The organism is Myxococcus vastator (assembly GCF_010894475.1).
GTDB classification, from domain to species: Bacteria; Myxococcota; Myxococcia; order Myxococcales; family Myxococcaceae; genus Myxococcus; species Myxococcus vastator.
The window spans coordinates 1-21901 of sequence record NZ_JAAIYB010000092.1 but is presented as its reverse complement, the minus strand read 5'-3'; the positions used below and the strand labels follow the sequence as shown (position 1 = coordinate 21901).

The following is a 21901-nucleotide window of genomic DNA, read 5'->3' as shown; positions in this document are numbered from 1 at the left end:
CCCCACCACCCTGCCGCCGCCTTCGGACGACCCGGAGAGCACGCGCCCCATCTCCCTGGACCTCCCCTTCAAGGAAGCCAAGGACCGCATCATCGAAGGTTTCGAGCGCGACTACCTGCGCGCCCTCATCGACCGCTGCGAGGGCAACGTGTCCCGCGCGGCCCGCGAGGCGGGCATCGACCGCGTGTACCTGCGCAAGCTGCTGCGCAAGCACGGCCTGGACACGTCGCCTGCGTAAGGGGGTGTGGGCCTCCGGGCCCCCTGCTTTCGCGGCGACGTGCGCGGGTTCGCGTGGCCGGAGGTTGTCGGGCCGGGTCATTACGTGTCGAACGGCCCGGCATTCCGGCGGGCCCCTTTCGGGACGTGCCGACCATGACTCTTCGCTCGCGCTTGTTGGCCCTGCTGCCCATCGCCCTGCTTCCCCTGATGGCGTGTGGCGGCAATGAGGGCAAGGTCACCCTGCTGCTGACGGACGCGCCGGGTGACGATATCCGCACCGCTGTCGTCACCATCTCCGAAATCTATCTCCAGGGCGGCAACGACGGCGAAGGGGGCCGCGTGGTGCTGCGCGATTCACCCGCCACCGTGAACCTCCTGGAGCTCGCCAATTCGACGTCCGAGCTGGTCTCCGAAGCCGTGGTCCCCAATGGGGACTACTCCGAGCTTCGCTTCGTCATCACCGGTGGCTACATCGAGGTGGCGAACGAGGACGGCTCGTCGACGGTGTTCGCGTCGTCAGCCGACTACGCCGGCCTGCCCGCGGGTACGCAGGTGGGCGGCCAGCTCCACATGCCCAGCTACGGCGCGTCCGGGCTGAAGGTGAAGTTCTCCGAGAAGCTGACCATCGAAGGCGAGCAGAAGGTGCTGCTCGTGGACTTCGACGTCGGCCAGAGCTTTGGCAAGGAGGCGGGCAACTCGGGCAAGTGGGTGATGAGTCCCGTCATCAAGTCCGCCGAGGTGACGGCCTCCGGCAGCATCCGCGTGACGGCGGACACGGCCGCCACGGTGGCGCTGCCCGTGGTGGACGGCCGCCAGGTGACGCTGGGCGACTTCAACGCGGTGATGACGAACGAGGCGGGCAGCCGTGAGCGGCTGGCGCTGACCGACGCGGACGGTGACGGCACCTACGAGGCGGTCTTCAAGTTCCTCATTCCTGGCACCTTCACGGTGCAGCTCGAGCCGCCCGCCTCCGTCAGCGCCTCCACCGCGCCCGAGCACCCGGTGACGGTGGAAGTGGGTTCGGGCCGCGACGTAACGCACCACTTCACGATTACGGGTGCGACCCGGCAGTAGCGCGGGCGCGACCTGCACACGGTTTCATGGGGACTGGCGCGGGGTCGGTTTCCATGGCGAGGCGTCGGGGCGAGTTCCCCGGCGCCTCGTTTTTTTTCTGCGTCATCAAGACACGCTCAGTAGACGACGAGCGCCTGCGGCGCGTGGTAGCTGACGATGGTCAGCACCGGGATGCGCGGCGCCTCGTCATCCGTCTCCGCGCCGCCCGACGTGAGGCGGACGCCGTCGAAGCGCGCGAGGATGACGTAGTCGCGCCGGGTCTCCAGGAACGGGTCGGCGCTGGCCAGACGGCCGAGTGCCTCGCGGCCCGTCTCGTCGGAGATGTTCTCCACGAAGCGCCGCGTGGTGCCGCGGCTGGAGCGCTCGGCCGTGCCCGCCGCGCCGCGCCCGCCCACGTCACCCGAGTACGCGATGACGGAGTCGATGCGCTCGCCATAGCCCACGACCTCGTCCGTCTGGACGGAGCTGAGGGCCTGCTCCACCAGCCACACCGTGGGGCGCGCACCTTCCGAGCGCTGGTCCGCGACCTGCGCGCGCAGCAGCACGTAACGGCCCTTGTACGTGTCCGGCCGGTCCATGGCGGAGGCCAGCGAGAAGATGGGGATCTGCTTCTCCTGGAGGTAGCGCAGCTCGCCCGTCACGCTGCCACCGCGCTGGGCCACCACGCGGGCGATGAGCTTCGCGCCTTCGGGACGGACGCTCAGCTCCTTCGCCCAGGCGCGGCCCAGCAGCGCGTTGAGCTGGGTGAAGGGCGTGTGCTCGATGCAGGCCTTCAGGCCATCCCACGCCTCATCCCGTGAAGCGCCCTGGAGTCGCCGCGCGGCGGCTTCACACACGGCCGGGTTGGCGTACCGGGCGGCGAACGCCTTGGGGTCCTCAGTGGGGCTGGGCGCGGGCGGCTCCGGCGGAGGCCTGGCGACGAACACCTCCTCCTTCGGGTGCGGCGCGTCCTCCGACCACGTCACATGGGAATGCGAGGCGCCGCAGCCGGCGGCGAACGAGCCCAGCAGGGCCCAGGTGGACAGCTTCCAGGAAGGACGGCGCATGGGCGGAACCCCTAGAGGGAAGCGGAGCCAGGGCTGGTGGAGCGGTTGCGCTGCTGGACGGTGGGCGCGGGGTGCGCACCGGAGCGAGGCACCGGAAGCACGACGGCGCACGCATCCGCGCACCTGTCGCTCAGGCACGCCTGCGTCTGGGGCGCGGTGGCCTGCTGGGCGACCTCCGCATAGCAGCGGTCCGCGGTGCCCGGGCAGTTGGCGCGGGCGGCGCACTCGCAGCACGGCGAGGCCACCGTGGCCATGAACTGCACCTCTTGAAGGACGTTGGCCAGCGCGCGGTAGCAAGAGCGAGCGCCGGGAGCGAAGCGGCCCTTGGCGTCCACGACGAACGACGTGCCCTCCAGGCCGCACTGGTCCACGGCGGTGATGTAGCGCCGCTCGCAGAGCGCGGTGAGCGTCGCGTCCGGGCGGCCCTCGCGGATGTTGCCCACCGCCTCCGTGCACAGCGCGCGGCTCACGTCCTGGAGGAGCTTCTTGTTGGACGCGTCCTGCGAATCGCTGGGCGAGCCCGCGGACACGTCCGCCTCGAACACGCATTCCTTCCCAGCCCGCAGGGTGTCCACGGTGCAGGACCAGGCGGTGGGGGACTCATCCGCGACAGGGGGCGCCGCGAGCGCCTCGGGCGGAATCGCTGGCGCGCTGGAGTCCGGCGCCGAGCCCAACAGGAAAAGGGAGACGAGGATCGCCTTCATGGACATGGCAGGTTAGGACGACGTCTCGCCGGGCACAAACCGTCCCGCGTCAACTGTTCCGCGAACAGCGGCGTGCTCCCCTTCCCTACCTCCGCCGCGCCGGTCCGACGTCCACCGCTCGACGAAGCGGAGGCCTCGGAGTCCTGGAGCGTCCGCCCCGGGCTGCGCATGATGGCGCCGGTTTCCTCGCAAGGGGTGGATGGTGGGACGTGTGGAAGACGCGGCGTGGCGGCCGTATGAAGACGGAGGCTCCATCGGGTGGATGGGGACCCAGGGCGGCACCATCGCGCGGGATGAGGACTTCGGCGGGCTGGCGCGGCTCACCTACGAGCTGGATGACACCCGCTCCTTCCACGCCATTGCCTGCTCCGTCACCGGCTGGCTCCTCTACCACCGCTTCTTCGACAACGCGGCGGCGGCCACCGCCGCCTTCGAGGAGATGAAGCCCGCACTGGAGGCGCTCCTCACGCAGCTCCCCGAAGGAGGGCCGACGTCTCCCGCGAACACCCGCCTGGCCGGGCCCATGCTGGCGGCCTTCACCGTCCGTCATGGATAGCTGCCCGGAGCGAAATGCCTTGGCCAGCGAGCGCCCTCTGGCGTTAGTGACGGGCCCGCCATGTCCTCCCAGCGCCTCCACGAAGAAGACAGCTTCGAGAACGAGACCTTCGCCGACCTGAACCTCCAGGAGGCGGACCTGGGCGGGAAGGAGTTCTACCGCTGCACCTTCCGCGACTGCACCCTGCAGGAGAGCCGCTGGACGAGGACTCGGATGGAGACCTGCGTCTTCACCGGCTGCGACCTCACGCGCGCGCGGTTCACGGAGACGTCCCTGCGGGACGTGCGGTTCGAACGCTCCAAGCTGATGGGCATCGACTGGAGCGACGTGGGCACCTTCCCCGAAGTCACCTTCGACGGCTCCAACCTGCGCTACTGCACCTTCGCGGGGCTCAGCCTGCGGAAGACGGCGTTCCTGCGCTGCACGGCGATGGAGCTGAACTTCATCGACACGGACCTGTCCGAGTCGGACTTCAGCGAGTCGGACATCACCGGCAGCAACTTCCGAGGCTGCACGCTCACGAAGGCGGACTTCGGCTCCGCGAAGGGCGTGTTCATCGACCCCGCGCGCAACCGCGTGAAGGCCACGCGCATCCCCGTGGAGGCCGCGGTGAACTTCGTCCAGACGCTCGGGCTGGTGGTGCCTGGCTACAGTGAGGGCCCGACGGCGAAGACGGAGCGCAAGAAGGGCCGTTGAGGGAACCTCATGCGCTGGGACGCAGCACCTCCAAGAGCGCCCCCAGCTTCTCCAACGCGAGCCGCGCCCGCGTCTTCACCGTGCCCAACGGGTCGCCGGTGCGCTCGGCGATCTCCCGCTGGGAGAGTCCTTCGAAGTAGGCCAGCGCCACCACCTCGCGCTGCTCCGGAGGGAGCTGGGCCAACGCGGCCACCACGCGGACACGCGCTTCCCGTTGGCTGGCCGCTTCGTCCGGCGCGGCGGGCGCGGCGCTGACCTGCGGCTCCTGCCGCGCGGCCCCCTGCACCAGACGAGCCGCCGTTCCCTGCGCCCGCAGCCGGTCGATGGCGCGCGTGCGCACAATCGTCGTAACCCAGGCCTCCAGGCCGCCGCGTTCTGGATTGAACTCTCGGGCGCGGCGCCAGACCTCCAGGAAGGTTTCCTGCAACACCTCCTCCGCGTCGGCGTGGTTGGGTAGCAACCGCAACGCGATGGCGAAGCACCGTCCGCCACAGCGGGCGTAGACGTCACGCATGGCCTGCGGGCTTCCCAGGGCGACCTGGCGGAGGAGGACCAGGTCCAGCGCTGGGTCGCTTGCTCGGAGCACAGCGGAGGAAGGAGGCGCCATGTTCGTCCCGGATAGCTCAATCAGCGGGGCAGTTCCCAGCTTCAAGTATCGGCAGGCGGGCGCCCGGGCGCGCTGTGCCTTCCAGGGTGGGCAGTGCCCGCCCCCATCCTTAACGTTGACGAGCCAACGCGGCCGGCAAGGAAGCCGTCCAGCATCGACAACAATCGCGATTCGCCGCGAGGCCATCACAACCCAAGAACCTATAAGGGCCGCCAGCCACCATGACTGAACGACTCGGAAGCGTATTCATCGAGGGAGTCAGCCCCGAGCTGGACGCGGGACGCCACGCCGTGAAGCGCGTCGTGGGAGAGCGGTGCACCGTCAAGGCCGATGTCTTCAAGGAAGGCCATGACGTCCTCGTCGCCGTCATCCGCTGGCGCCAGGTGACCCCCAAATCCCAGCAGACCGACTGGGCGGAAGTGCCCATGCGCTTCCTCGGCAATGACCGGTGGGAAGGCGACTTCCCCCTGACGCGGAACGGCCGCTACGAGTACACGATAGAAGCCTGGCCAGACCTCTTCCGGACCTGGACGTCCGAGCTGAAGCGCAAGGTCGACGCGGGCCGCGACGTGCGCAGCGAGCTGCTGGAAGGCGCCGCCCTGCTGGAAGGCGCCGCCGCCCGAGCCCGCACGGCGAAGCAGTTGGACGACGCGCGGGTGCTGACCGAAGCGGCGGTCCGGCTGCGACTGGCCCCCTCCCCGGACCTCCTCGCCGTGGCCTTGGCGCCCGAGCTGGCCGACGTGGCCTCGGCCCATCCGGACCGCTCACTGGCCCGCCGCTACGACAAGGTGCTGGAGGTCTTCGCGGACCGGGAGAAGGCCCGCTTCAGCGCGTGGTACGAGTTCTTCCCGCGCTCGGCGCTGCGCGACGGCGTCACCCACGCCACCTTCCGGGACGCGGAGGCCTGGCTGCCGTACATCCAGCAGCTCGGCTTCGACACCGTCTACCTCCCGCCCATCCACCCCATTGGCCGCACGGCGCGCAAGGGCAAGAACAACAGCCTCACCGCGGCGGCCGACGACGTGGGCAGCCCCTGGGCCATTGGCGCTTCGGAGGGCGGGCACAAGGCCGTGCACCCGAAGCTGGGGACGCTGGAGGACTTCCGGCACTTCGTGGAGACGGCCCAGGCGCACGGCATCGAGGTGGCGCTGGACCTGGCCTTCCAGTGCTCGCCGGACCACCCGTACGTGAAGGAGCATCCGGAGTGGTTCCAGCACCGGCCGGACGGCACCATCAAGACGGCGGAGAACCCGCCCAAGCGCTACGAGGACATCGTCAACTTCGACTGGATGGGCCCCGCCCGTGAGTCGCTCTGGGCGGAGCTGGAGTCCGTCGTCCTCCACTGGGTGAAGCAAGGGGTGAACACGTTCCGCGTGGACAACCCCCACACCAAGCCCACGCAGTTCTGGGCCTGGCTCATCCGCCGCGTGCAGGAAGCCCATCCGCAGGTCCTCTTCCTGTCCGAGGCCTTCACCCGTCCCAAGGTGATGAAGGCCCTGGGCAAGGTGGGCTTCACCCAGTCGTACACCTACTTCACCTGGCGCAACTTCAAGGGCGAGCTCCAGGAGTACCTGGAAGAAATCACCCAGCCGCCGGTGTCCGACTACTTCCGCGGCAACCTCTGGCCCAACACGCCGGACATCCTCCCGGAGTTCCTCCAGAACGCGGGGCCCGGCGCCTTCCGTCTGCGCGCGGCGCTGGCCGGCACGCTCTCCTCCGTGTGGGGCATGTACTGCGGCTACGAGCTGTGCGAAGGCCGCCCCATCCCGGGCAAGGAGGAGTACACCGACTCGGAGAAGTACCAGCTGGTCGCGTGGGATTGGGACCGGCCCGGCAACATCCGGGACTGGATTTCGCGCCTCAACGCCGCGCGCCGCACGCACCCCGCGCTGCACCAGTACGGGACGCTGCGCTTCTTCTCGTCGAACAACGACCGCGTCCTCTTCTACGGCAAGCGCACGCCCGACGGCGGCAGCATCGTGCTGATGGTGGTGAGCCTGGACCCGTATGACGTCCAGGAGGCGCTGCTGCACGTGCCCATGGAGTGGCTGGGCGCGCGCCCCGACGAGACGTATCAGGTGCACGAGTTGATGTCGGACCAGCGCTCGCTGTGGCAGGGTCCCGACGTACAGGTGCGCCTGACGCCCGAGCAGCCCGCGGCCCTCTGGGCCGTTCACCGGTTCCGCCGCACCGAAAACGCGTTCGACTACTACGAGTGACACCCCGAGAGGCGTATGGACCTGGATCCCCTCTGGTACAAGAAGGCTCTTATCTACGAGCTGCACCTTCGTGCCTTCCATGACTCCAACGGTGACGGCCACGGGGACATCCCCGGCCTGATAGAGAAGCTCCCGTACCTCCAGGACCTGGGCATCAACTGCCTCTGGCTGCTGCCCCACTACCCCTCTCCGCTGCGCGATGACGGCTACGACATCGCGGACTTCTACGGCGTCCACCCGGACTACGGCACGCTCGCGGACTTCCAGCGGCTGGTGGATGAGGCGCACAAGCGCGACATCCGCGTCATCACCGAGCTGGTGGTGAACCACACCAGTGACCAGCACCCCTGGTTCCAGGAAGCGCGCAGCGACCCCAACAGCCCCAAGCGCGACTGGTACGTCTGGAGCGACACCGACGAGCAGTACAAGGGCGCGCGCATCATCTTCCTGGACACGGAGCGCTCCAACTGGACGTGGGATCCGGTGGCCAAGCAGTACTTCTGGCACCGCTTCTTCAGCCACCAGCCGGACCTCAACTACGACAACCCCGAAGTGCAGGAAGCCATGCTGGACGTCATGCGCTTCTGGCTCAACATGGGCGTGGACGGGTTCCGCTGCGACGCCGTGCCCTACCTCTTCGAGCGCGAAGGCACCAACTGCGAGAACCTCCCGGAGACGCACGCCTTCCTCAAGCGCCTGCGGAAGACCATCGACGCGGAGTACCAGGGGAAGATGCTGCTGGCGGAGGCGAACCAGTGGCCGGCCGACGTGCGCGTGTACTTCGGCGACGGCGACGAGTTCCACATGGGCTTCCACTTCCCGGTGATGCCCCGCCTCTTCATGGCGGTGCGCCGCGAGGACCGCACGCCCATCGTCGAAATCATGCAGCAGACGCCGGACATCCCGGACAACTGCCAGTGGGCCATCTTCCTGCGCAACCATGACGAGCTGACGCTGGAGATGGTGACGGACGAGGACCGGGACTACATGTACCGGGAGTACGCCACCGACCCGCGCATGCGCATCAACCTGGGCATCCGCCGCCGGCTGGCGCCGCTGATGGACAACGGCCGCCGGCGCATCGAGCTGATGCACAGCCTGCTCTTCACCCTGCCCGGCACGCCCGTCCTCTACTACGGCGACGAGATTGGCATGGGCGACAACATCTACCTGGGTGACCGCAACGGCGTGCGCACGCCCATGCAATGGACGGGCGACCGCAACGCGGGCTTCAGCCGCGCGGACTACGCACGCCTGTACGCGCCCGTCATCGCCGACCCGGTGTACGGTTATCAGTCCATCAACGTGGAAGCGCAGGACCGGGTGAAGTCCAGCCTCCTGCACTGGGTGAAGCGGATGATTCGCATCCGCCAGCGCTACCCCGTCTTCTCCCTGGGGAACCTGCGCTTCCTCCAGACGGACAATCGCAAGGTGCTTGCCTTCATCCGTGAATGGGAAGGCCAGACAGTCCTCGTGGTGTGCAACCTGTCGCGCTTCGCCCAGCCCGCGGTGCTCGACATGCGTGAGTGGGAGGGCTCGGTGCCGGTGGAGCTGATTGGAGAGACCCCCTTCCCGCAGGTGGGAGAGCTGCCGTATCAGCTCTCCATGGGCCCCTACATGTTCCTGTGGTTCCGGCTGGACAGGCCGCAACAGGTGAGGAGCCTCGAATGACGACCCTGGATTTGACCAAGCTCCCTGACTACCTCAAGCACCAGCGCTGGTTCAGCGGCAAGGCCTGGCCCATCAAGCACGTCACGGTGATGGACCACGCCACCATCGAATCAGGCGGCTGCTCCTTCAGCCTCGCCGTGGTGGACGTCATCTACGAGCTGGGCAGCCCGGAGCGCTACTTGCTGCCCGTGCATCCCTCCTCGGAGGGCGTGCGGGACGCGCTGGAGAGCGACGAATGCCTGCGCGGCCTCTTCGACCTCATCCGGACCGGAGGCCAGGTGGCGTCCGCGTCCGGCCGCGTGCAAGGCGAATGGATTGGCGGTCAGGACGGCCTGCTCGCCCTCCCCGCGTCACCGGCGGTGCGGCGGCTGCAGGTGGAGCAGAGCAACACCTCGGTGGTCCTGGGTGATCAGGTCATCCTGAAGATCATCCGCAAGCTGGAAGCCGGCGTGAATCCGGAGCACGAGGTGGGCCGCTTCCTCGCGACCCGGACGTCGTTCCGCGCCACGCCCACGCTGCTGGGCGCGCTGCAGCTGGAAGGGGCGGCGGGCGCGACGCTCGCGGTGGCCCACCGCTTCGTGCCGGATGCGACGGACGGCTGGAAGTACACGCTGGACCGGCTGCGCCAGGAGCGCGCCGTGGGCGAGCGCTTCCAGTCGGAGATGCGCGACCTGGGCGCGCGGCTGGGCGAGCTCCACCTGGCGCTCGCCTCGGCGACCGACGAAGAGCCGGCCTTCACGCCGGAGCCGCTGCTGCAAGAGGACCTCCAGCGCTGGAGCGCCTCCATCGTCGGGGAGCTGGGCGTGACGCTGGCGGACGCCAGCCGGCAGAACCCGGAGCTGGAGAACCGGCGCGAGGACCTCATCGAGTACGCCAGGCGCCTGGCGCAGGTGCCGCCCTCCGGCCAGAAGATTCGCATCCACGGCGACCTCCACCTGGGGCAGGTGCTGCGCACCAAGGACCAGTGGATCCTCTTCGACTTCGAGGGCGAGCCCGCGCGCTCCTTCACCGCCCGCCGGGAGAAGTACAGCGCGCTGCGCGACGTGGCGGGGATGATCCGCTCGTTCGACTACGCGGAGGCGACGGTGGCGCTGGAGGGTGGCACGCCCCACGAGCGCATCAACACCATCCGTGACGCCTTCGTGGAAGGCTACCGGCAGGTGACGCGCGGCGCGGCCTTCCTGCCCACGGACGAAGGCACCTTCGACGTCATGCTGCGCGCCTTCGAGTTGGAGAAGCTCCTCTACGAAGTGCGATACGAAATGCAGAACCGGCCCGACTGGGTGCGCATCCCCGTCCAGGCCCTCTTGCGCATGGAGGCATCCAAGTGAGGAAGCCAGCCGACAAGGCCCAGGTCGACGCGGAGCTTCAGCGCGTCGTGGAGTTGCGGCATCCGGAGCCCCACTCCGTCCTTGGCATCCACCCGGATGGGGATGGCGTGGTGATTCGCGCCTTCCGCCCGGACGCCGTGGCCATCCACGTGCTGCCGGAGTCCGGCGGGCGCATCGCGATGACGCACCGGCTGGGCGGCGTCCACGAGGCCCGCATCAACGGCAAGGACCAGACGTTCAACTACCTGCTGGAGGTGGAGTACCCCGGCAAGCGCGTCTTCACGCTCCGCGACCCGTACAGCTTCCTCCCCACCCTGGGGGAGATGGACCTGTACTACGCCGGCGAGGGCCGCCACGAGCGCCTCTGGGAGCGCATGGGCGCGCACCTGCTGCACCACAACGGCGTGCGCGGCACCTCGTTCGCGGTGTGGGCCCCCACGGCGGCGGGCGTGTCCGTCGTCGGTGACTTCAACGGCTGGGACGGCCGGTTGCACGCCATGCGCCGCATGGGCTCCTCCGGCATCTGGGAGCTCTTCATTCCCGAGGTGGGCGAAGGCACCCGCTACAAGTTCGAGATTCGCCCCGGCCAGGGCGGCCCCAACGTCCTCAAGGCGGACCCGTTCGCCTTCCGCACCGAGGTCCCCCCCGCCACGGCCTCCGTGGTGCACGACCTGGCGCGCTACACCTGGGGCGACGCGACGTGGCTGGAGCAACGCGCGCAGCGGCGGGACGTCCATCACCAGCCGTGGAGCGTGTACGAGGTCCACCTGGGCAGCTGGCGCCGGGTGGTGGAGGACGGCGACCGGCCCATGACGTACCGGGAGCTGGCCCCCGCGCTGGCCGAGTACATCAAGTTCACCGGCTTCACCCACATCGAGCTGCTCCCCGTGGCCGAGCATCCCTATGGGGGCTCCTGGGGCTACCAGGTCGGTGGCTACTACGCCCCCACGGCGCGCTTCGGCCACCCGGATGATTTGCGCTTCTTCATCGACCACATGCACCAGGAAGGCATTGGCGTGCTCGTGGACTGGGTGCCCGGACACTTCCCGCGCGACCTGCACGCGCTGGGACAGTTCGACGGCACGGCGCTGTATGAGCATGCCGACCCGCGCAAGGGCGCGCAGCCGGACTGGGGCACGCTGGTCTTCAACTTCGGCCGCAACGAGGTGCGAAACTTCCTCATCGCCAACGCGCTGTTCTGGATTGAGGAGTACCACATCGACGGACTGCGCGTGGACGCGGTGGCGTCGATGCTCTACCTCGACTACAGCCGCAAGCAGGGCGAATGGATTCCCAACCGCTGGGGCGGCCGGGAGAACGAAGAGGCCATCCAGTTCCTGCGCGAGCTGAACGAGACGGTCCACCGCAAGCACCCGGGCGTCGTCATCATCGCCGAGGAGTCCACGGCCTGGCCCAAGGTGTCCGCGCCGGTGTCCGAAGGCGGCCTGGGGTTCGACTACAAGTGGAACATGGGGTGGATGCACGACACGCTGTCGTACTTCTCCAAGGACCCCATCTACCGGCAGTACCACCACAACCAGCTCACCTTCGGTCTGCTGTATGCGTTCAGCGAGCAGTTCATGCTGCCGCTGAGCCATGACGAGGTGGTGCACGGCAAGGGCAGCCTGTACGGGCGCATGCCGGGTGACCCGTGGCAGAAGCGCGCCAACCTGCGCTCCCTGTTCGCGTGGATGTGGGCGCACCCGGGCAAGAAGCTCGTCTTCATGGGCGGCGAGTTCGGCCAGCCCGCGGAGTGGAACCACGACAAGAGCCTGGACTGGCACCTGACGCACGACCCGGGACACCACGGCATCCTCCAGCTCGTCTCCGACCTGAACCGCATCTACCGGGACATGCCCGCGCTCCACGACGCGGACGGCGAGCCCGTGGGCTTCCAGTGGCTCCAGCCAGACTCGGCCGCGTACAACGTCTTCGCCTTCGTCCGGCGCTCGCGTCAGCCAGGACGGCACGTGGTGTGTATCGCCAACCTGTCTCCGACGGTGCGGGAGGACTACCGCGTGGGCTTCCCGCTGGAAGGCCGCTACGTGGAGCTCATCAACACGGACGCCGAACAGTACGGCGGCTCCAACCTGGGCAACATGGGGCAGATTCACACCGAGCCCACGGGCTGGGATGGCCAGCCGGCTTCGGCCACCCTCACCCTGCCCCCGTTGTCCGTGTTGTGGTTCACGCCGGGCTGAGCCAGGGCCTGCGCGCGGGGGCGTTCACCACAGCATCACCGCGGACTCCCCTGCCCGCTCCTCGTAGAACATCCGGACGCGAAGCACGTACTCGCGGCCCTGAAAGAGCTTGAGCTTCAGGGCCGCGTTGACGTCCTGGCCGCTGTCGTCGGCGCCCGTCAGGAACTGGTAGGCGCCGCGGGTGTTGTCGAAGAGCACCATCACCGTGTCCGAGGTGCCGAAGGTGCGCAGCTCGAACTCGCGCGTCTCCGGCGCGGTGAAGGTGAAGTTGCGCTGCTGGCCGGGCTTGAGCGCCAGGGGCACGGACTGGAAGGGCTGGAGCGGCGTGAGGTCCTTCTCCGCGATGGGCGGATAGAGGCGCTTCACCCACTCCCTGTCCCGGTCGGAGATGCCGCCCTTCGGATGCAAGCCCTTGTCGAAGTAGGGCCTGGGCTCCTTGATGAGGCCGGGGCCGAAGGGATAGTGCATCACGGAGTCTGGATCCCAGGTGGAGCCCTCCACCGAGGTGGGGTCCAGCTGCCGGATGATGTTGAAGAACGTCGTCTGCCGGCTCCAGCGGTTGGGCGGCTTCGCGAGCGCCGCATAGACGGCCTCCTCATCCCACACGATGCCGGCGTTCGGATTCTGGTGCTCGTGCGGGAAGCCCAGCGAGTGACCTATCTCATGGATGGCGGTGTCGAGCTCCCGGCTGCTCTCGGTCAAATCCCAACCGAAGTTCATCGTCCGCTCGTCCGGGCCATGCCGGAGGACGTCACGCCCGACAAAGGACCAGGCACCGTCATCACGCATGAAGCCGATGCGAAGCTCCGCCTCGCTCCGGGACTTCACCTCTTCGAATTCCAAGCCGATGCCCACCTGTTTCCATCGGCGGAAGGCCTCGCGCACGACGTCCTTCTCGGCATCCGTCGTGGTCCACGGTATCCACCGCGTGCCCCCGTCCTGGAGCCAAACGTTCTCCCCATCCGTGGACCGGTCGAAGAAGTAGTAGTGCAGCACGGTGCCGTTGGCCCACTTCTTCTCGTTCACCCGGATCAGATGCACCCGGTGCGGATTGAGGTCCGCGGGCAGCACGCGTTCGGGTTCCTGCTTCAAGGCGCAGTGCGCGAACTCGGGGGCGACGGTGACGGCCGTGCCCCTCCGTCCCGAGGCCGCGGCGCGCCCCACGGACTTGCGACCCTGCTTGCGATCCACCTCCTGGCTCCTCTGAGGCTCCGCTTCCGTGCGTGCCGTCCGCCCCCTGCTCCGCCCGCCTCGTCGCCTGGTGTCATTCGTCTTCGCCATGGTCGCCCTCCCAGTGGCATGGGTTCACCCGACAATGTGATTTCCCCCCGCTCCGCGAAGCGACGTTCGGCCGGAGCAGCCACCGCCCCACGCGTGAATCAGCCTGCGCTCCAGCGAGCCCCTCAATGCCTCTCCGCACCGAGCAAAAATGAAACACACACATAAATCAATCATCAATAACAGACAAATATGCATACATTGCCATTAATGATATCGGGGCGACTGAACATCCAGACATGTGGGCACCAGCATGCAGGGGTTCCAAAAACCACTGAACATCCAGTCAGCCCAGAGACAGCGATCAGCCATGCGGTATAACTGAACACTCTAGCATGTAGGCACGAGCGTTTCAGGTTGTGCTCGAACCACTAAACATCCAATCAGTCACAGACGGCGTTCGGCACTGAACGCACAGGTGCGGTCGAAAATGACTGATAGTTCGTTCATGTAGGCATGACCCAATCAGCCGCCGTGCGGCCCACTGAACATCCGAACAGACAATCGCCTCCGATCAGCAGAGCCAAAACCACTGGCCTGATGTTCATGTAGGCATGGCACTGTCAGATGCCGACGTGCCGCCCGGACACCAGGCGAGCAGCCACCGCCGCTTGCTCCCTCCTTCATTCGACCCCAGCCTACTCCTGGGCGATCGACTCACCAGGAGGACGGGGATGACGAAGAAGAAGATCAGCGAGGGGTACGGCGGGACCAGTGAGCAGCGTCAGCGCCACCTCCAGAACGACAGCTTCTCGGAGCGGGCGCCTCGAACGCCGGACGAGACGGAGGCGGTGCGCAGCACGCCCGACAAGGACGGGCGCGAGATCACCATCCATCCACTGGACGCCGAGGACTCGGACGACCTGTGGCACGGCAAGCCGTGAGCCGAGCCCAGGGGCTCGGCCTCAGCGCATGAACAGGAAGTAGAGCACCGCGCTCAGGGCGACGGACACCAGGATGCTGCCGATACAGCCGAGCCGGTTCGAAAAGAAGAAGAACATACGCGTGACCCAAGCTGCGCACTCCCGGCGCGGAGGGAAGGCACCCCGCCGCGTTCTGTCCGGGGGCTTACGGAACGCCCGCGTCGGCTACTCGCCGCGCTTCAGCCGCTCCACGTAGTCCGCTGGCAGGCCCGCGGACTGGGCCCCACGCACCAGCGCGTCCACGAAGCGGGGGCTGACCGTGCCCTCCGCCGACGCACGCCGTGGATTCGTGACGAAGGCCGTGGCCTCCAGCTCCTGCCCGTCCACCCGCACGCGCACCGGCCGCTCCACGCACATGCTCGTCACGAAGCCTTCCTTGTGCTGGATGATGGGCCAGTCCTGGCCGCGAATCTCGAACAGGCGGCCGTACACCTTCTGGCCCGCGGAGTCCGTCAGCCCCGCGACACGCCCGCCCCACCAGCGCGACGGGAAGTCATAGACCAGGTCCACATCCAGGGCCTCGGCCAGCCGCCCCTCGGGCAGCTCGAAGAAGTCGTAGCTGTGCTGTGAGCGCCACTCCTCGAACGCGGCGCGGTCCAGGATGGTCGAGTACGCGAAGTACAGGCGCGTGGCCGACGGGTCCGCGCCCGCGCGCGCCTTCATCACCTGATCGTAGTGCGAATCCATGTCCGCCCCTCCTCCTGGCTACTTCAAGCCCCGGCGCGACCCGGTGGCCTCGTCCCGGAACACGGACAGCACACCGGACACGTCCAGCCGGGACGTCTTGATGAACAGCCGCAGCGCGCGCTCGACGTGCTCGGCCAACGTGGCCATCTTCTCCAGTCGCTGGAGCCGGTCCGGGGGCAGCCCATCCTGCGTCTCGGCCAGCCGCCGGGCCTCCGCCAGGTCGGCGCGGATGCGCGCGACGAAGCCCGCCTCGCGCTCCTCGATGACGTGCGTCACCATCCGGACCAGGTCGTTCTCCGCGCCGTAGCGCCAGGCGGTGTCCTGGGGCAGGCGCACGCGCTGGATGACGCCCCAGCGCTCCAGGTCGCGCAGCAGCATGGAGACGCCGCCCTTGGACAGGTCCAGCTCGCGCTCGATTTCGCCCGCGGTCAGGGGCTCGCCGCGCAGGTACAGCAGGGCCCAGACCCGGCCCTGGTTGCGCTTGAACCCCCAGAACTCAATGACGTTGCCCACCGCGTCCACCGCGATGGCTTCCCAGGGCGCCAGCCGGCCCTCCACTTGCGGCGCCTCCGAGGCAGAGCTACCGGGTCCCCCCGTCCACAGGTAGCCTTTCATGCAGCGCGCCCCTGGACTTGCTCCGCGATGCCGGCCGACAGCCGCCGCGCCCAGCTCACCAGCTCCGCGCCCGCGGGCTCCTTGGCGAAGTGGCCCAGCTTGTCGAGCGCCGCCTCGATTTCGACGTTCATCCGCGCCATGGAGGCGTCCACCGCGCCCGTGGCTTCAATGGCCGCGCCAATCTCCTTCGTGCGCTCCGGGGTGATGGCCGAGAACGCCCACGCGTCCTTCAGCTTGCGCCGCAGCGACTCATCCTTGGCCACCGCCAGGAGGATGGGCATGGACGGCGTGCGCGAGTGCACGTCCGCGTAACGCGGCTTGCCCACGTCCGTGCCCAGGATGTCGCGAATGTCGTCGGCGATCTGGAACGCCACGCCCAGGTGACGCCCGAAGCCGTCGAAGCGCTCCACCGCCTCGGGGTGCTCCGCCAGCGTCGCCGCCGCGTTGCCACACCAGCCGAACAGCGAGCCCGTCTTGCCCTCGGCGATGAAGCGCAGCCGGTTGAGCGGCAGGTCCAGGTCCCCGCGGGCCTCCACCTCGGCGATGGCGGCGCGGGTCATCTCGGAGACGATCGACAGCGCGCTGCGCGTCAGCCGCGCGTCCAGCAGCGACAGCTGGTGCAGGCCCGTGGACAGGATGAGGTCGCCGCTCATCACCGCGACGATGTTGCCCCAGCGCGCGTTCACCGTGGGCCGGCCGCGGCGGAACATGCCCGCGTCCACCACGTCGTCGTGCAGCAGGCTGGCGGAATGGATGAGCTCCGCGGCCACGGCCACGTCCACCAGCCGCTCCGCCGCAACCCCCACCGCGCCGCCGAAGAGCCGCGTCAGCATGGGGCGCGCGCGCTTGCTGCCGCTGCCCAGACAAAGGTGGCGGGCCGCCTCCATCAGCGTGTCGCCCTTCACGTCCGGACCGGCATCGCCATCCACCAGGGTGCTGCCAAGCCGCTGCTCCACCGCCCCCAGAAAATCCGTCAGCTCCCGAGCCAGATCCATAGTGCGCCGTCTCCTCGTCCGTTCATATAGTTCAAGACCGCTTGAACTGCACCTGATTCCAGCGCCGCTCAGCAGCCGGGCGCGGACGGGTGCGGAGCATGTGGGACAGCCGCGCCGCTCCCGCCTGGAGGGCGGCCGGGCGCCCTGGGGCTCACCAGGAGTGGATTGAGAGGGCCCGGCGGAGCGTGCGACAGAGAGCGGACCTGTGACTCGCGCAGCCCTCCGCCGGAAGTTCCTCCGCAGCTTCAGCTTCGCCTCCCTTGCCTCCGCGGTTCCGCTGTTCCGGCCCGGCGCGTCCCTGCCCGGCTCGACAGCGCCGCTCCTGGGGGCACCGCCCGCGGACGGGCCCGGGCCGCAGGTCCGCCCCCAGCAGGGCCGGCTGCGCCGGACGCTGGGTGTCTCCGTGGTGGAGGGCATGTTCTCGGAGGTCTTCACCGCGTGCGCGGGCGCGACGGTGCTCACCGCGTGGGCCATCGCGCTGAAGCTGGGGCCCTTCCTCGTCGGGGTGATGACGGCCCTGCCCTTCTTCGCGCAGTTCGTGCAGTTCCCCGCGGCCTGGCTGACAGGCCTCTTCGGCCACCGGCGCGTGGCCCTCACCGCCGTGTGCCTGTCCCGCGTGGTGATGTTCCCCCTGGCGGTGCTGCCGTGGCTGGACCTGCCCTTCGAATCCCAGCAGCGCCTGCTGCTGACGGTGGCCGGCGTCTCCGCCGCGCTGAGCGTGGTGGGCAACAACGCCTGGGTCGCGTGGATGGGAGAGCTGGTGCCCCGCGCCGTCCGGGGCCGCTTCTTCGGACGCCGCACCGCGCTCACCACGCTGGCGGGCACGCTGGCCTCCCTGGGCTCGGGCCTGCTGATGGACCGGCTGCGCCCCACGGGCGGCGTGGGCGTGGCCCTGCCCCTGCTCGCGTTGGGCGCGTGCGTCATGGGCATCGTCACCACCCTGTTCATGGCCTCGCAGCACGACCCGGCGCCCCCAGGCACCACCCCGCCCCTGGAGCTCAAGGGCGCGCTGGTCCCTTTCAAGGATGACAACGCGCGCCGGGTGCTCACCTACCAGGTGACCTGGAACGCGGCGGTGGGAGTGTCCGCGCCCTTCTTCGCGCTGCACAGCCTCCAGAACCTCCAGATGACCTTCGTCGTCATGGCGCTGCACGCCGCGGCGGTGGCGGGCGTGCGCATCCTGGCGGCGCCGCTCTGGGGCCGCGCGATTGACCGCTGCGGCGCCCAGCCCGTGTTGATGGCGTGCTCACTGGGCATCGCCGCCATCCCCGTCCTGTGGCTGCTGCCCTCCGCGGGGACGCTGTGGCCCCTGCTCTTCGACGTCCTCCTCGCCGGGGCGCTGTGGAGCGGTCACGGCCTGGCCATCTTCGAGCTGCCCCTGGCGGTGGCGCCCCGGAAGAACCGTCCCTTCTACCTGGCCGCCTTCGCCACCGCCGGCGGCCTGGCCTATGCCGCCGCGGCCGCCCTGGGAGGCGCCATCGCCGCCGCGCTGCCCACCCAGTTCACCCTGGGCGGCCAGGTCTGGGTGAACCTGCACGTGCTCTTCGTGCTGTCCTCGGTGGCCCGCCTGGGCGCGGCCCTGCTCACGGCACGCATCCCCGAGCCCGGCGCCCACCCCGTGCGCTCCGTGAGCGCGATGCTGTCGCGCCTGCTTCCGCGGCCAATCGCTGCTCATCGCGCCGCGTTAGATGATTGATGCTCAAAAGACATAACAGCATCATTGCTTGTCATACTGCGGGACTGTGCAAATCCGTTGCGCCAAACCGGAGAATTCCAGACTAGCTGGCGATTTGCTATTTTCACTCAAAGTATGCTTTCTGCCATGCCAGCACCGCCCCTCCTAGAGAGAGCGCGGTCAACCCGCAGTGCAGGAGCACGACATGTCCTCAGGTCCTTACCGAAGGCGCCTTTTTCATGCGGTGTTTCTCGTGGGAACCCTCTCGGGTTCTGCCGCAATGGCAGTCCATTCGGAGGAAGGCGTTCGCAATTACGATGCGCGTGATGCCTATAACGCGCAGGCTCGGTTTGGCGTCTCGTCTGCCCAGAAGTCCAGCCAGACCGCGCTGCGGCAGACCGTGCCGGAGCTGAGGGTGGAGTTCGACGAGTCCAACGGCCTGGTGCGCTCGCTCACCAATCCGGTGGGTGCGCTCTCCAGTCCGCGCAGCGGCGACCCGATGGCCATTGGCCTGGACTTCGTCCAGAAGCACCGGGACGCGCTCGGGCTGGGGCTCAACGACCTGGCGAACCTCGAGGTGACGGACCGCGTCTATTCGAAGGTGAGCGGCATCACCAACCTGTACCTGCGCCAGACGTACCGGGGCCTGCCCGTCTACAACGGCCAGCTCCAAATCAACGTGGACCGCGACGGCCGCGTGCTCAGCGTGCACAGCGACTTCCTCCCGGCCCTGGAGTCCTCGCTCGCCGGCACCACGCCCCGCCTGAGCGCCGCGGACGCGGTGGTGGGCCTGGCGAAGCACCTGGGCGTCCGCATCTCCGCGGCGCCGGAGTCCCTGAAGGCCGAGCCCGGCGCGCGCCAGCGCACGCGCGTGGCGGTGGAGGGCCTGTCCACCGAGCCCATCGACGCGGAGCTGGCGGTGCTGCCGGTCCGCCGGGGTGAGGCCCGGCTGGTGTGGCGCTTCCAGGTCCACACCCTGGACAGCGACCACGCCTACGACGTCACCGTGGACGCGTCCACGGGCGAGGTCTGGACGCGCTTCGACTGGGTGGCCGCCGATACCTACCGCGTCTACCCCATGCCGGTGGAGAGCCCCAACCACACCACGCCGCTGCCGCCGTCGGACGGCCGCGTGCTGGTCACCAACCCCGCCAACACCACGGCGTCGCCCTACGGCTGGCACGACACCAACGGCGCGGCCGGCGCCGAGTACACCACCCTCCGCGGCAACAACGTCCACGCCTACGAGGACACCGACAACAACGGCCAGCCGCCCGCCTCGCAGCCCAACTGCACCGCGTCCCTCGCCTGCAGCTTCCCCATCTCGCTCACGGGCGCGCCGTCCACGTACATCCCCGCGGCCGTCACCAACCTGTTCTACTGGAACAACATCATCCACGACGTCCAGTACCAGTACGGCTTCGACGAGCGCTCCGGTAACTTCCAGGTCAACAACTACGGCCGGGGTGGCGTGGGCAACGACGACGTGCGCGCGGAGGCCCAGGACGGCGGCGGCATGAACAACGCCAACTTCCTGACCCCGCCGGACGGCCAGCGTCCGCGCATGCAGATGTACCGCTGGAACACGGTGACGCCGAACAAGGACGGAGACCTGGACGCCGGCATCATCGTCCACGAGTTCGGCCACGGCATCTCCAACCGCCTCGTGGGTGGCCCCAGCAACGTGTCCTGCTTGTCCAACCGCCAGCAGCCGGGCGAGGGCATCAGCGACTTCCTGGCGCTCTTCTACACCGCGAAGGCGACGGACACCGGCGCGCAGGGCCGCGGCGTGGGCACCTACGCCCTGAACCAGCCCACCACGGGCCCGGGCATCCGCCCCCAGCGCTACAGCACCAGCCCCTCCGTCAACACCTGGACCTACGCCAGCATCAACGGCATGGCGGTTCCGCACGGCGTGGGCGCGGTGTTCGCCCAGGGCATGTGGGAGGCCTACTGGGCCCTGGTCAACCACCACGGCTTCAACGCCAACCTGTACAACGCCACGGGCACCGCGGGGAACCAGCGCATGATGCTGTACTTCACCCAGGGCCTGAAGAACACGCCGTGCAGCCCCACCTTCACCCAGGTGCGTGACGGCATCATCACCGCGGCCACCACCCTGCACGGTGGCGAGGACGTCTGCCGCCTGTGGACGGCCTTCGCCGCCTTCGGCCTGGGCAGCAACGCCGTGTCCGGTAGCTCCGGCAGCACGGCGCCCACCAACGGCTTCGCGGTGCCCGCCGCCTGCGCTTCCTTCAGCGCGACGGCTGCCACGCTCTAATCGTTGACCTCCCCCGGGCCGGAGCTCCACCGCGAGCTCCGGCCTGGCCCCAGGCCCGCATGGCAGGCGCCGCGTCTTGAGGTATCACCCTCTGATGCGCGCTCCCGCTGCCTTGAGCCTGCTCCTGCTCTGCCTGTCGCCACTGACCTGGGCCTGCAAGAGCGAGCCACCACCGGCCTATGTCCGGCTCCACGGGGCAGCCCCCACGCTCGCGGACGTGCCTCCCTCCCGCGCCGTGCTCGTCGTGTTCTGGGCGTCGTGGTGTCCCCCTTGCCGGCAGGAGACGCCCCAGCTCGTCGCCCTGGCCAAGGCGCCCCCAGCGGGTCTCCAGGTCGTGGTCTTCAGTCATGACGAATCACCTCAGTCGGTGGCGTCCTTTTTCGAAGGGCCACCGCCCTCGCCGCTCCACCTGCGCCTGGACGCGGACAAGCAGGCTGGCGGCGCGTTCGGCGTGGAGCAGCTCCCCGTCAGCTTCCTCGTGGTCGACGGCCGCCAGGTCGCCCGCTTCGCCGGCCCCCGGGATTGGGATGCCCGCGCCATGCGCCGGCTGCTGGAGCGCTTGATACGCGAGCCCCATCCGCTGGATTGACACCGCCAGGCTCCTTTTAATAAGCCGGTCCTGGATGCAGTCCCTTCTGCGATTTCTCGCCGTGCTCCTCGTCCTGATGACGGGCGGCGTCTTCCAGACGCTGGCCCTGGCGTCGGACGTGCACGACGAATGCGCGGAAGAACAGTCCGACGAATGCGAGGACTGCTCGCCCAACTGCGCGCTGTGCGTGTGCTGCCCGCTGAGAGCCGCCCCCGGTCCCGCGTTGCCCATCGCGCGTCTCATCCCGCCGCCCCGGCCGCTGCCCATCCCCTCGCGCGTGGATGAACCCACGCACTCTGGCGTGGGGACCGACATCTTCCAGCCGCCCAGAGCCTGACACCGCCCTTCACGGGAGACGTGTGTCTTGCGAGGGCCGAGGCCGGGCGTGCGCGCACGTCCGCCCGCTCCGCCCAAGCCCTGTCCGACCTTCCCGCGCACCTTCGCGCGGGCCACCACCGCCGTGGGCACGCGCCCCGGCAGGAGCGCCTCACCATGCACTCGCTGCGTACGCTGTCCGTCGTCCTGTCCCTGTTC

General features: G+C 68.7%; 20 protein-coding genes. 13 read left to right on the top strand and 7 right to left on the bottom strand.

The features are described 5' to 3' along the window. The coding region (locus G4D87_RS12085) for a helix-turn-helix domain-containing protein (protein ID WP_275902281.1) at positions 1-238 on the top strand (238 nt) is incomplete at its 5' end. A 134-nt stretch (positions 239-372) separates the two neighbouring features. Continuing rightward, on the top strand, positions 373-1293 hold the full coding sequence (locus G4D87_RS12080; protein WP_205507553.1) for a DUF4382 domain-containing protein: 921 nt from the start codon (positions 373-375) through the stop codon (positions 1291-1293). Positions 1294-1409: 116 nt separating this feature from the next. On the opposite strand, the gene G4D87_RS12075 is transcribed toward G4D87_RS12080, so the two are convergent. Both G4D87_RS12075 and G4D87_RS12070 read right to left on the bottom strand, forming a co-directional pair. After that, a complete protein-coding gene (locus G4D87_RS12075; protein ID WP_163782082.1) occupies positions 1410-2339 on the bottom strand; it encodes a hypothetical protein in 930 nt (309 codons plus the stop codon). An 11-nt stretch (positions 2340-2350) separates the two neighbouring features. Beyond that, positions 2351-3049, bottom strand: coding sequence for a hypothetical protein (locus G4D87_RS12070; RefSeq protein ID WP_163782080.1), 699 nt, complete (start codon positions 3047-3049; stop codon positions 2351-2353). Between the two features lie 193 nt (positions 3050-3242). Between G4D87_RS12070 and G4D87_RS12065 the strand changes: the two genes are divergently transcribed. Both G4D87_RS12065 and G4D87_RS12060 read left to right on the top strand, forming a co-directional pair. Further along, positions 3243-3599 (top strand): hypothetical protein, encoded by a 357-nt coding sequence (locus tag G4D87_RS12065; RefSeq protein WP_163782078.1) that lies wholly within the window; start codon positions 3243-3245, stop codon positions 3597-3599. A gap of 60 nt (positions 3600-3659) precedes the next feature. After that, on the top strand, positions 3660-4295 hold the full coding sequence (locus G4D87_RS12060; protein ID WP_163782076.1) for a pentapeptide repeat-containing protein: 636 nt from the start codon (positions 3660-3662) through the stop codon (positions 4293-4295). A gap of 7 nt (positions 4296-4302) precedes the next feature. Here G4D87_RS12060 and G4D87_RS12055 read toward each other — a convergent pair whose 3' ends face one another. Next, positions 4303-4902 (bottom strand): sigma-70 family RNA polymerase sigma factor, encoded by a 600-nt coding sequence (locus G4D87_RS12055; protein ID WP_163782074.1) that lies wholly within the window; start codon positions 4900-4902, stop codon positions 4303-4305. A 221-nt stretch (positions 4903-5123) separates the two neighbouring features. Between G4D87_RS12055 and G4D87_RS12050 the strand changes: the two genes are divergently transcribed. Genes G4D87_RS12050 through glgB form a run of 4 tightly spaced genes read left to right on the top strand, consistent with a single transcriptional unit; the run spans position 5124 to position 12324 of the window. Further along, positions 5124-7121 (top strand): alpha-1,4-glucan--maltose-1-phosphate maltosyltransferase, encoded by a 1998-nt coding sequence (locus G4D87_RS12050; RefSeq protein ID WP_163782072.1) that lies wholly within the window; start codon positions 5124-5126, stop codon positions 7119-7121. Positions 7122-7136: 15 nt separating this feature from the next. Next, positions 7137-8792 (top strand): maltose alpha-D-glucosyltransferase, encoded by a 1656-nt coding sequence (gene treS / locus G4D87_RS12045; RefSeq protein WP_163782070.1) that lies wholly within the window; start codon positions 7137-7139, stop codon positions 8790-8792. After that, complete coding sequence (locus tag G4D87_RS12040) at positions 8789-10123, top strand: phosphotransferase (protein ID WP_163782068.1); 1335 nt, start codon at positions 8789-8791, stop codon at positions 10121-10123. The genes treS and G4D87_RS12040 overlap by 4 nt, the downstream gene beginning before the upstream one ends. After that, a complete protein-coding gene (glgB, locus tag G4D87_RS12035) occupies positions 10120-12324 on the top strand; it encodes a 1,4-alpha-glucan branching protein GlgB (protein WP_163782066.1) in 2205 nt (734 codons plus the stop codon). The genes G4D87_RS12040 and glgB overlap by 4 nt, the downstream gene beginning before the upstream one ends. Before the next feature lie 24 nt (positions 12325-12348). Here glgB and G4D87_RS12030 read toward each other — a convergent pair whose 3' ends face one another. Beyond that, positions 12349-13515: a M12 family metallopeptidase gene (locus G4D87_RS12030; RefSeq protein ID WP_205507551.1), complete on the bottom strand. Its 1167-nt coding sequence runs from the start codon at positions 13513-13515 to the stop codon at positions 12349-12351. Between the two features lie 761 nt (positions 13516-14276). Between G4D87_RS12030 and G4D87_RS12025 the strand changes: the two genes are divergently transcribed. After that, complete coding sequence (locus G4D87_RS12025; RefSeq protein ID WP_163782062.1) at positions 14277-14486, top strand: hypothetical protein; 210 nt, start codon at positions 14277-14279, stop codon at positions 14484-14486. A 204-nt stretch (positions 14487-14690) separates the two neighbouring features. Here G4D87_RS12025 and G4D87_RS12020 read toward each other — a convergent pair whose 3' ends face one another. From G4D87_RS12020 to G4D87_RS12010, 3 genes are read right to left on the bottom strand one after another with little or no spacing between them, the layout of a single operon-like run. Then, positions 14691-15212, bottom strand: a complete 522-nt coding sequence (locus G4D87_RS12020) for a gamma-glutamylcyclotransferase (RefSeq protein WP_163782060.1) — start codon at positions 15210-15212, stop codon at positions 14691-14693. An 18-nt stretch (positions 15213-15230) separates the two neighbouring features. Then, a complete protein-coding gene (locus G4D87_RS12015; protein WP_163782058.1) occupies positions 15231-15827 on the bottom strand; it encodes a GbsR/MarR family transcriptional regulator in 597 nt (198 codons plus the stop codon). Next, a complete protein-coding gene (locus G4D87_RS12010; protein ID WP_163782056.1) occupies positions 15824-16822 on the bottom strand; it encodes a polyprenyl synthetase family protein in 999 nt (332 codons plus the stop codon). Before G4D87_RS12010 ends, G4D87_RS12015 begins: the two co-directional genes overlap by 4 nt. Positions 16823-17027: 205 nt before the next feature. Here G4D87_RS12010 and G4D87_RS12005 point away from each other — a divergent pair, with 205 nt between their 5' ends. The 4 genes from G4D87_RS12005 (at position 17028) to G4D87_RS11990 (ending at position 21704) form a co-directional block, all read left to right on the top strand. After that, positions 17028-18518 carry an MFS transporter gene (locus G4D87_RS12005; RefSeq protein WP_163782054.1) on the top strand — a complete coding sequence of 497 codons (1491 nt, stop codon included), beginning with the start codon at positions 17028-17030 and terminating at the stop codon, positions 18516-18518. A 259-nt stretch (positions 18519-18777) separates the two neighbouring features. Next, positions 18778-20778 carry a M36 family metallopeptidase gene (locus tag G4D87_RS12000; protein ID WP_240358206.1) on the top strand — a complete coding sequence of 667 codons (2001 nt, stop codon included), beginning with the start codon at positions 18778-18780 and terminating at the stop codon, positions 20776-20778. Positions 20779-20872: 94 nt separating this feature from the next. After that, positions 20873-21367 carry a TlpA family protein disulfide reductase gene (locus G4D87_RS11995; RefSeq protein WP_163782050.1) on the top strand — a complete coding sequence of 165 codons (495 nt, stop codon included), beginning with the start codon at positions 20873-20875 and terminating at the stop codon, positions 21365-21367. A 34-nt stretch (positions 21368-21401) separates the two neighbouring features. Further along, entirely contained in the window at positions 21402-21704 is a 303-nt protein-coding gene (locus G4D87_RS11990; protein WP_163782048.1) for a hypothetical protein, read from the top strand. The last annotated feature ends 197 nt before the right edge of the window (positions 21705-21901 follow it).

What these genes read in the sequence shown, in the direction of transcription:
- G4D87_RS12080 (WP_205507553.1), top strand. Translation starts at nt 373, where the DNA reads ATGACTCTTCGCTCGCGCTTGTTGGCCCTGCTGCCCATCGCCCTGCTT.
- G4D87_RS12075 (WP_163782082.1), bottom strand. Translation starts at nt 2,339, where the DNA reads ATGCGCCGTCCTTCCTGGAAGCTGTCCACCTGGGCCCTGCTGGGCTCG.
- G4D87_RS12070 (WP_163782080.1), bottom strand. Translation starts at nt 3,049, where the DNA reads ATGTCCATGAAGGCGATCCTCGTCTCCCTTTTCCTGTTGGGCTCGGCG.
- G4D87_RS12065 (WP_163782078.1), top strand. Translation starts at nt 3,243, where the DNA reads ATGGTGGGACGTGTGGAAGACGCGGCGTGGCGGCCGTATGAAGACGGA.
- G4D87_RS12060 (WP_163782076.1), top strand. Translation starts at nt 3,660, where the DNA reads ATGTCCTCCCAGCGCCTCCACGAAGAAGACAGCTTCGAGAACGAGACC.
- G4D87_RS12055 (WP_163782074.1), bottom strand. Translation starts at nt 4,902, where the DNA reads ATGGCGCCTCCTTCCTCCGCTGTGCTCCGAGCAAGCGACCCAGCGCTG.
- G4D87_RS12050 (WP_163782072.1), top strand. Translation starts at nt 5,124, where the DNA reads ATGACTGAACGACTCGGAAGCGTATTCATCGAGGGAGTCAGCCCCGAG.
- treS (WP_163782070.1), top strand. Translation starts at nt 7,137, where the DNA reads ATGGACCTGGATCCCCTCTGGTACAAGAAGGCTCTTATCTACGAGCTG.
- G4D87_RS12040 (WP_163782068.1), top strand. Translation starts at nt 8,789, where the DNA reads ATGACGACCCTGGATTTGACCAAGCTCCCTGACTACCTCAAGCACCAG.
- G4D87_RS12025 (WP_163782062.1), top strand. Translation starts at nt 14,277, where the DNA reads ATGACGAAGAAGAAGATCAGCGAGGGGTACGGCGGGACCAGTGAGCAG.
- G4D87_RS12020 (WP_163782060.1), bottom strand. Translation starts at nt 15,212, where the DNA reads ATGGATTCGCACTACGATCAGGTGATGAAGGCGCGCGCGGGCGCGGAC.
- G4D87_RS12015 (WP_163782058.1), bottom strand. Translation starts at nt 15,827, where the DNA reads ATGAAAGGCTACCTGTGGACGGGGGGACCCGGTAGCTCTGCCTCGGAG.
- G4D87_RS12010 (WP_163782056.1), bottom strand. Translation starts at nt 16,822, where the DNA reads ATGGATCTGGCTCGGGAGCTGACGGATTTTCTGGGGGCGGTGGAGCAG.
- G4D87_RS12000 (WP_240358206.1), top strand. Translation starts at nt 18,778, where the DNA reads ATGGCAGTCCATTCGGAGGAAGGCGTTCGCAATTACGATGCGCGTGAT.
- G4D87_RS11995 (WP_163782050.1), top strand. Translation starts at nt 20,873, where the DNA reads ATGCGCGCTCCCGCTGCCTTGAGCCTGCTCCTGCTCTGCCTGTCGCCA.
- G4D87_RS11990 (WP_163782048.1), top strand. Translation starts at nt 21,402, where the DNA reads ATGCAGTCCCTTCTGCGATTTCTCGCCGTGCTCCTCGTCCTGATGACG.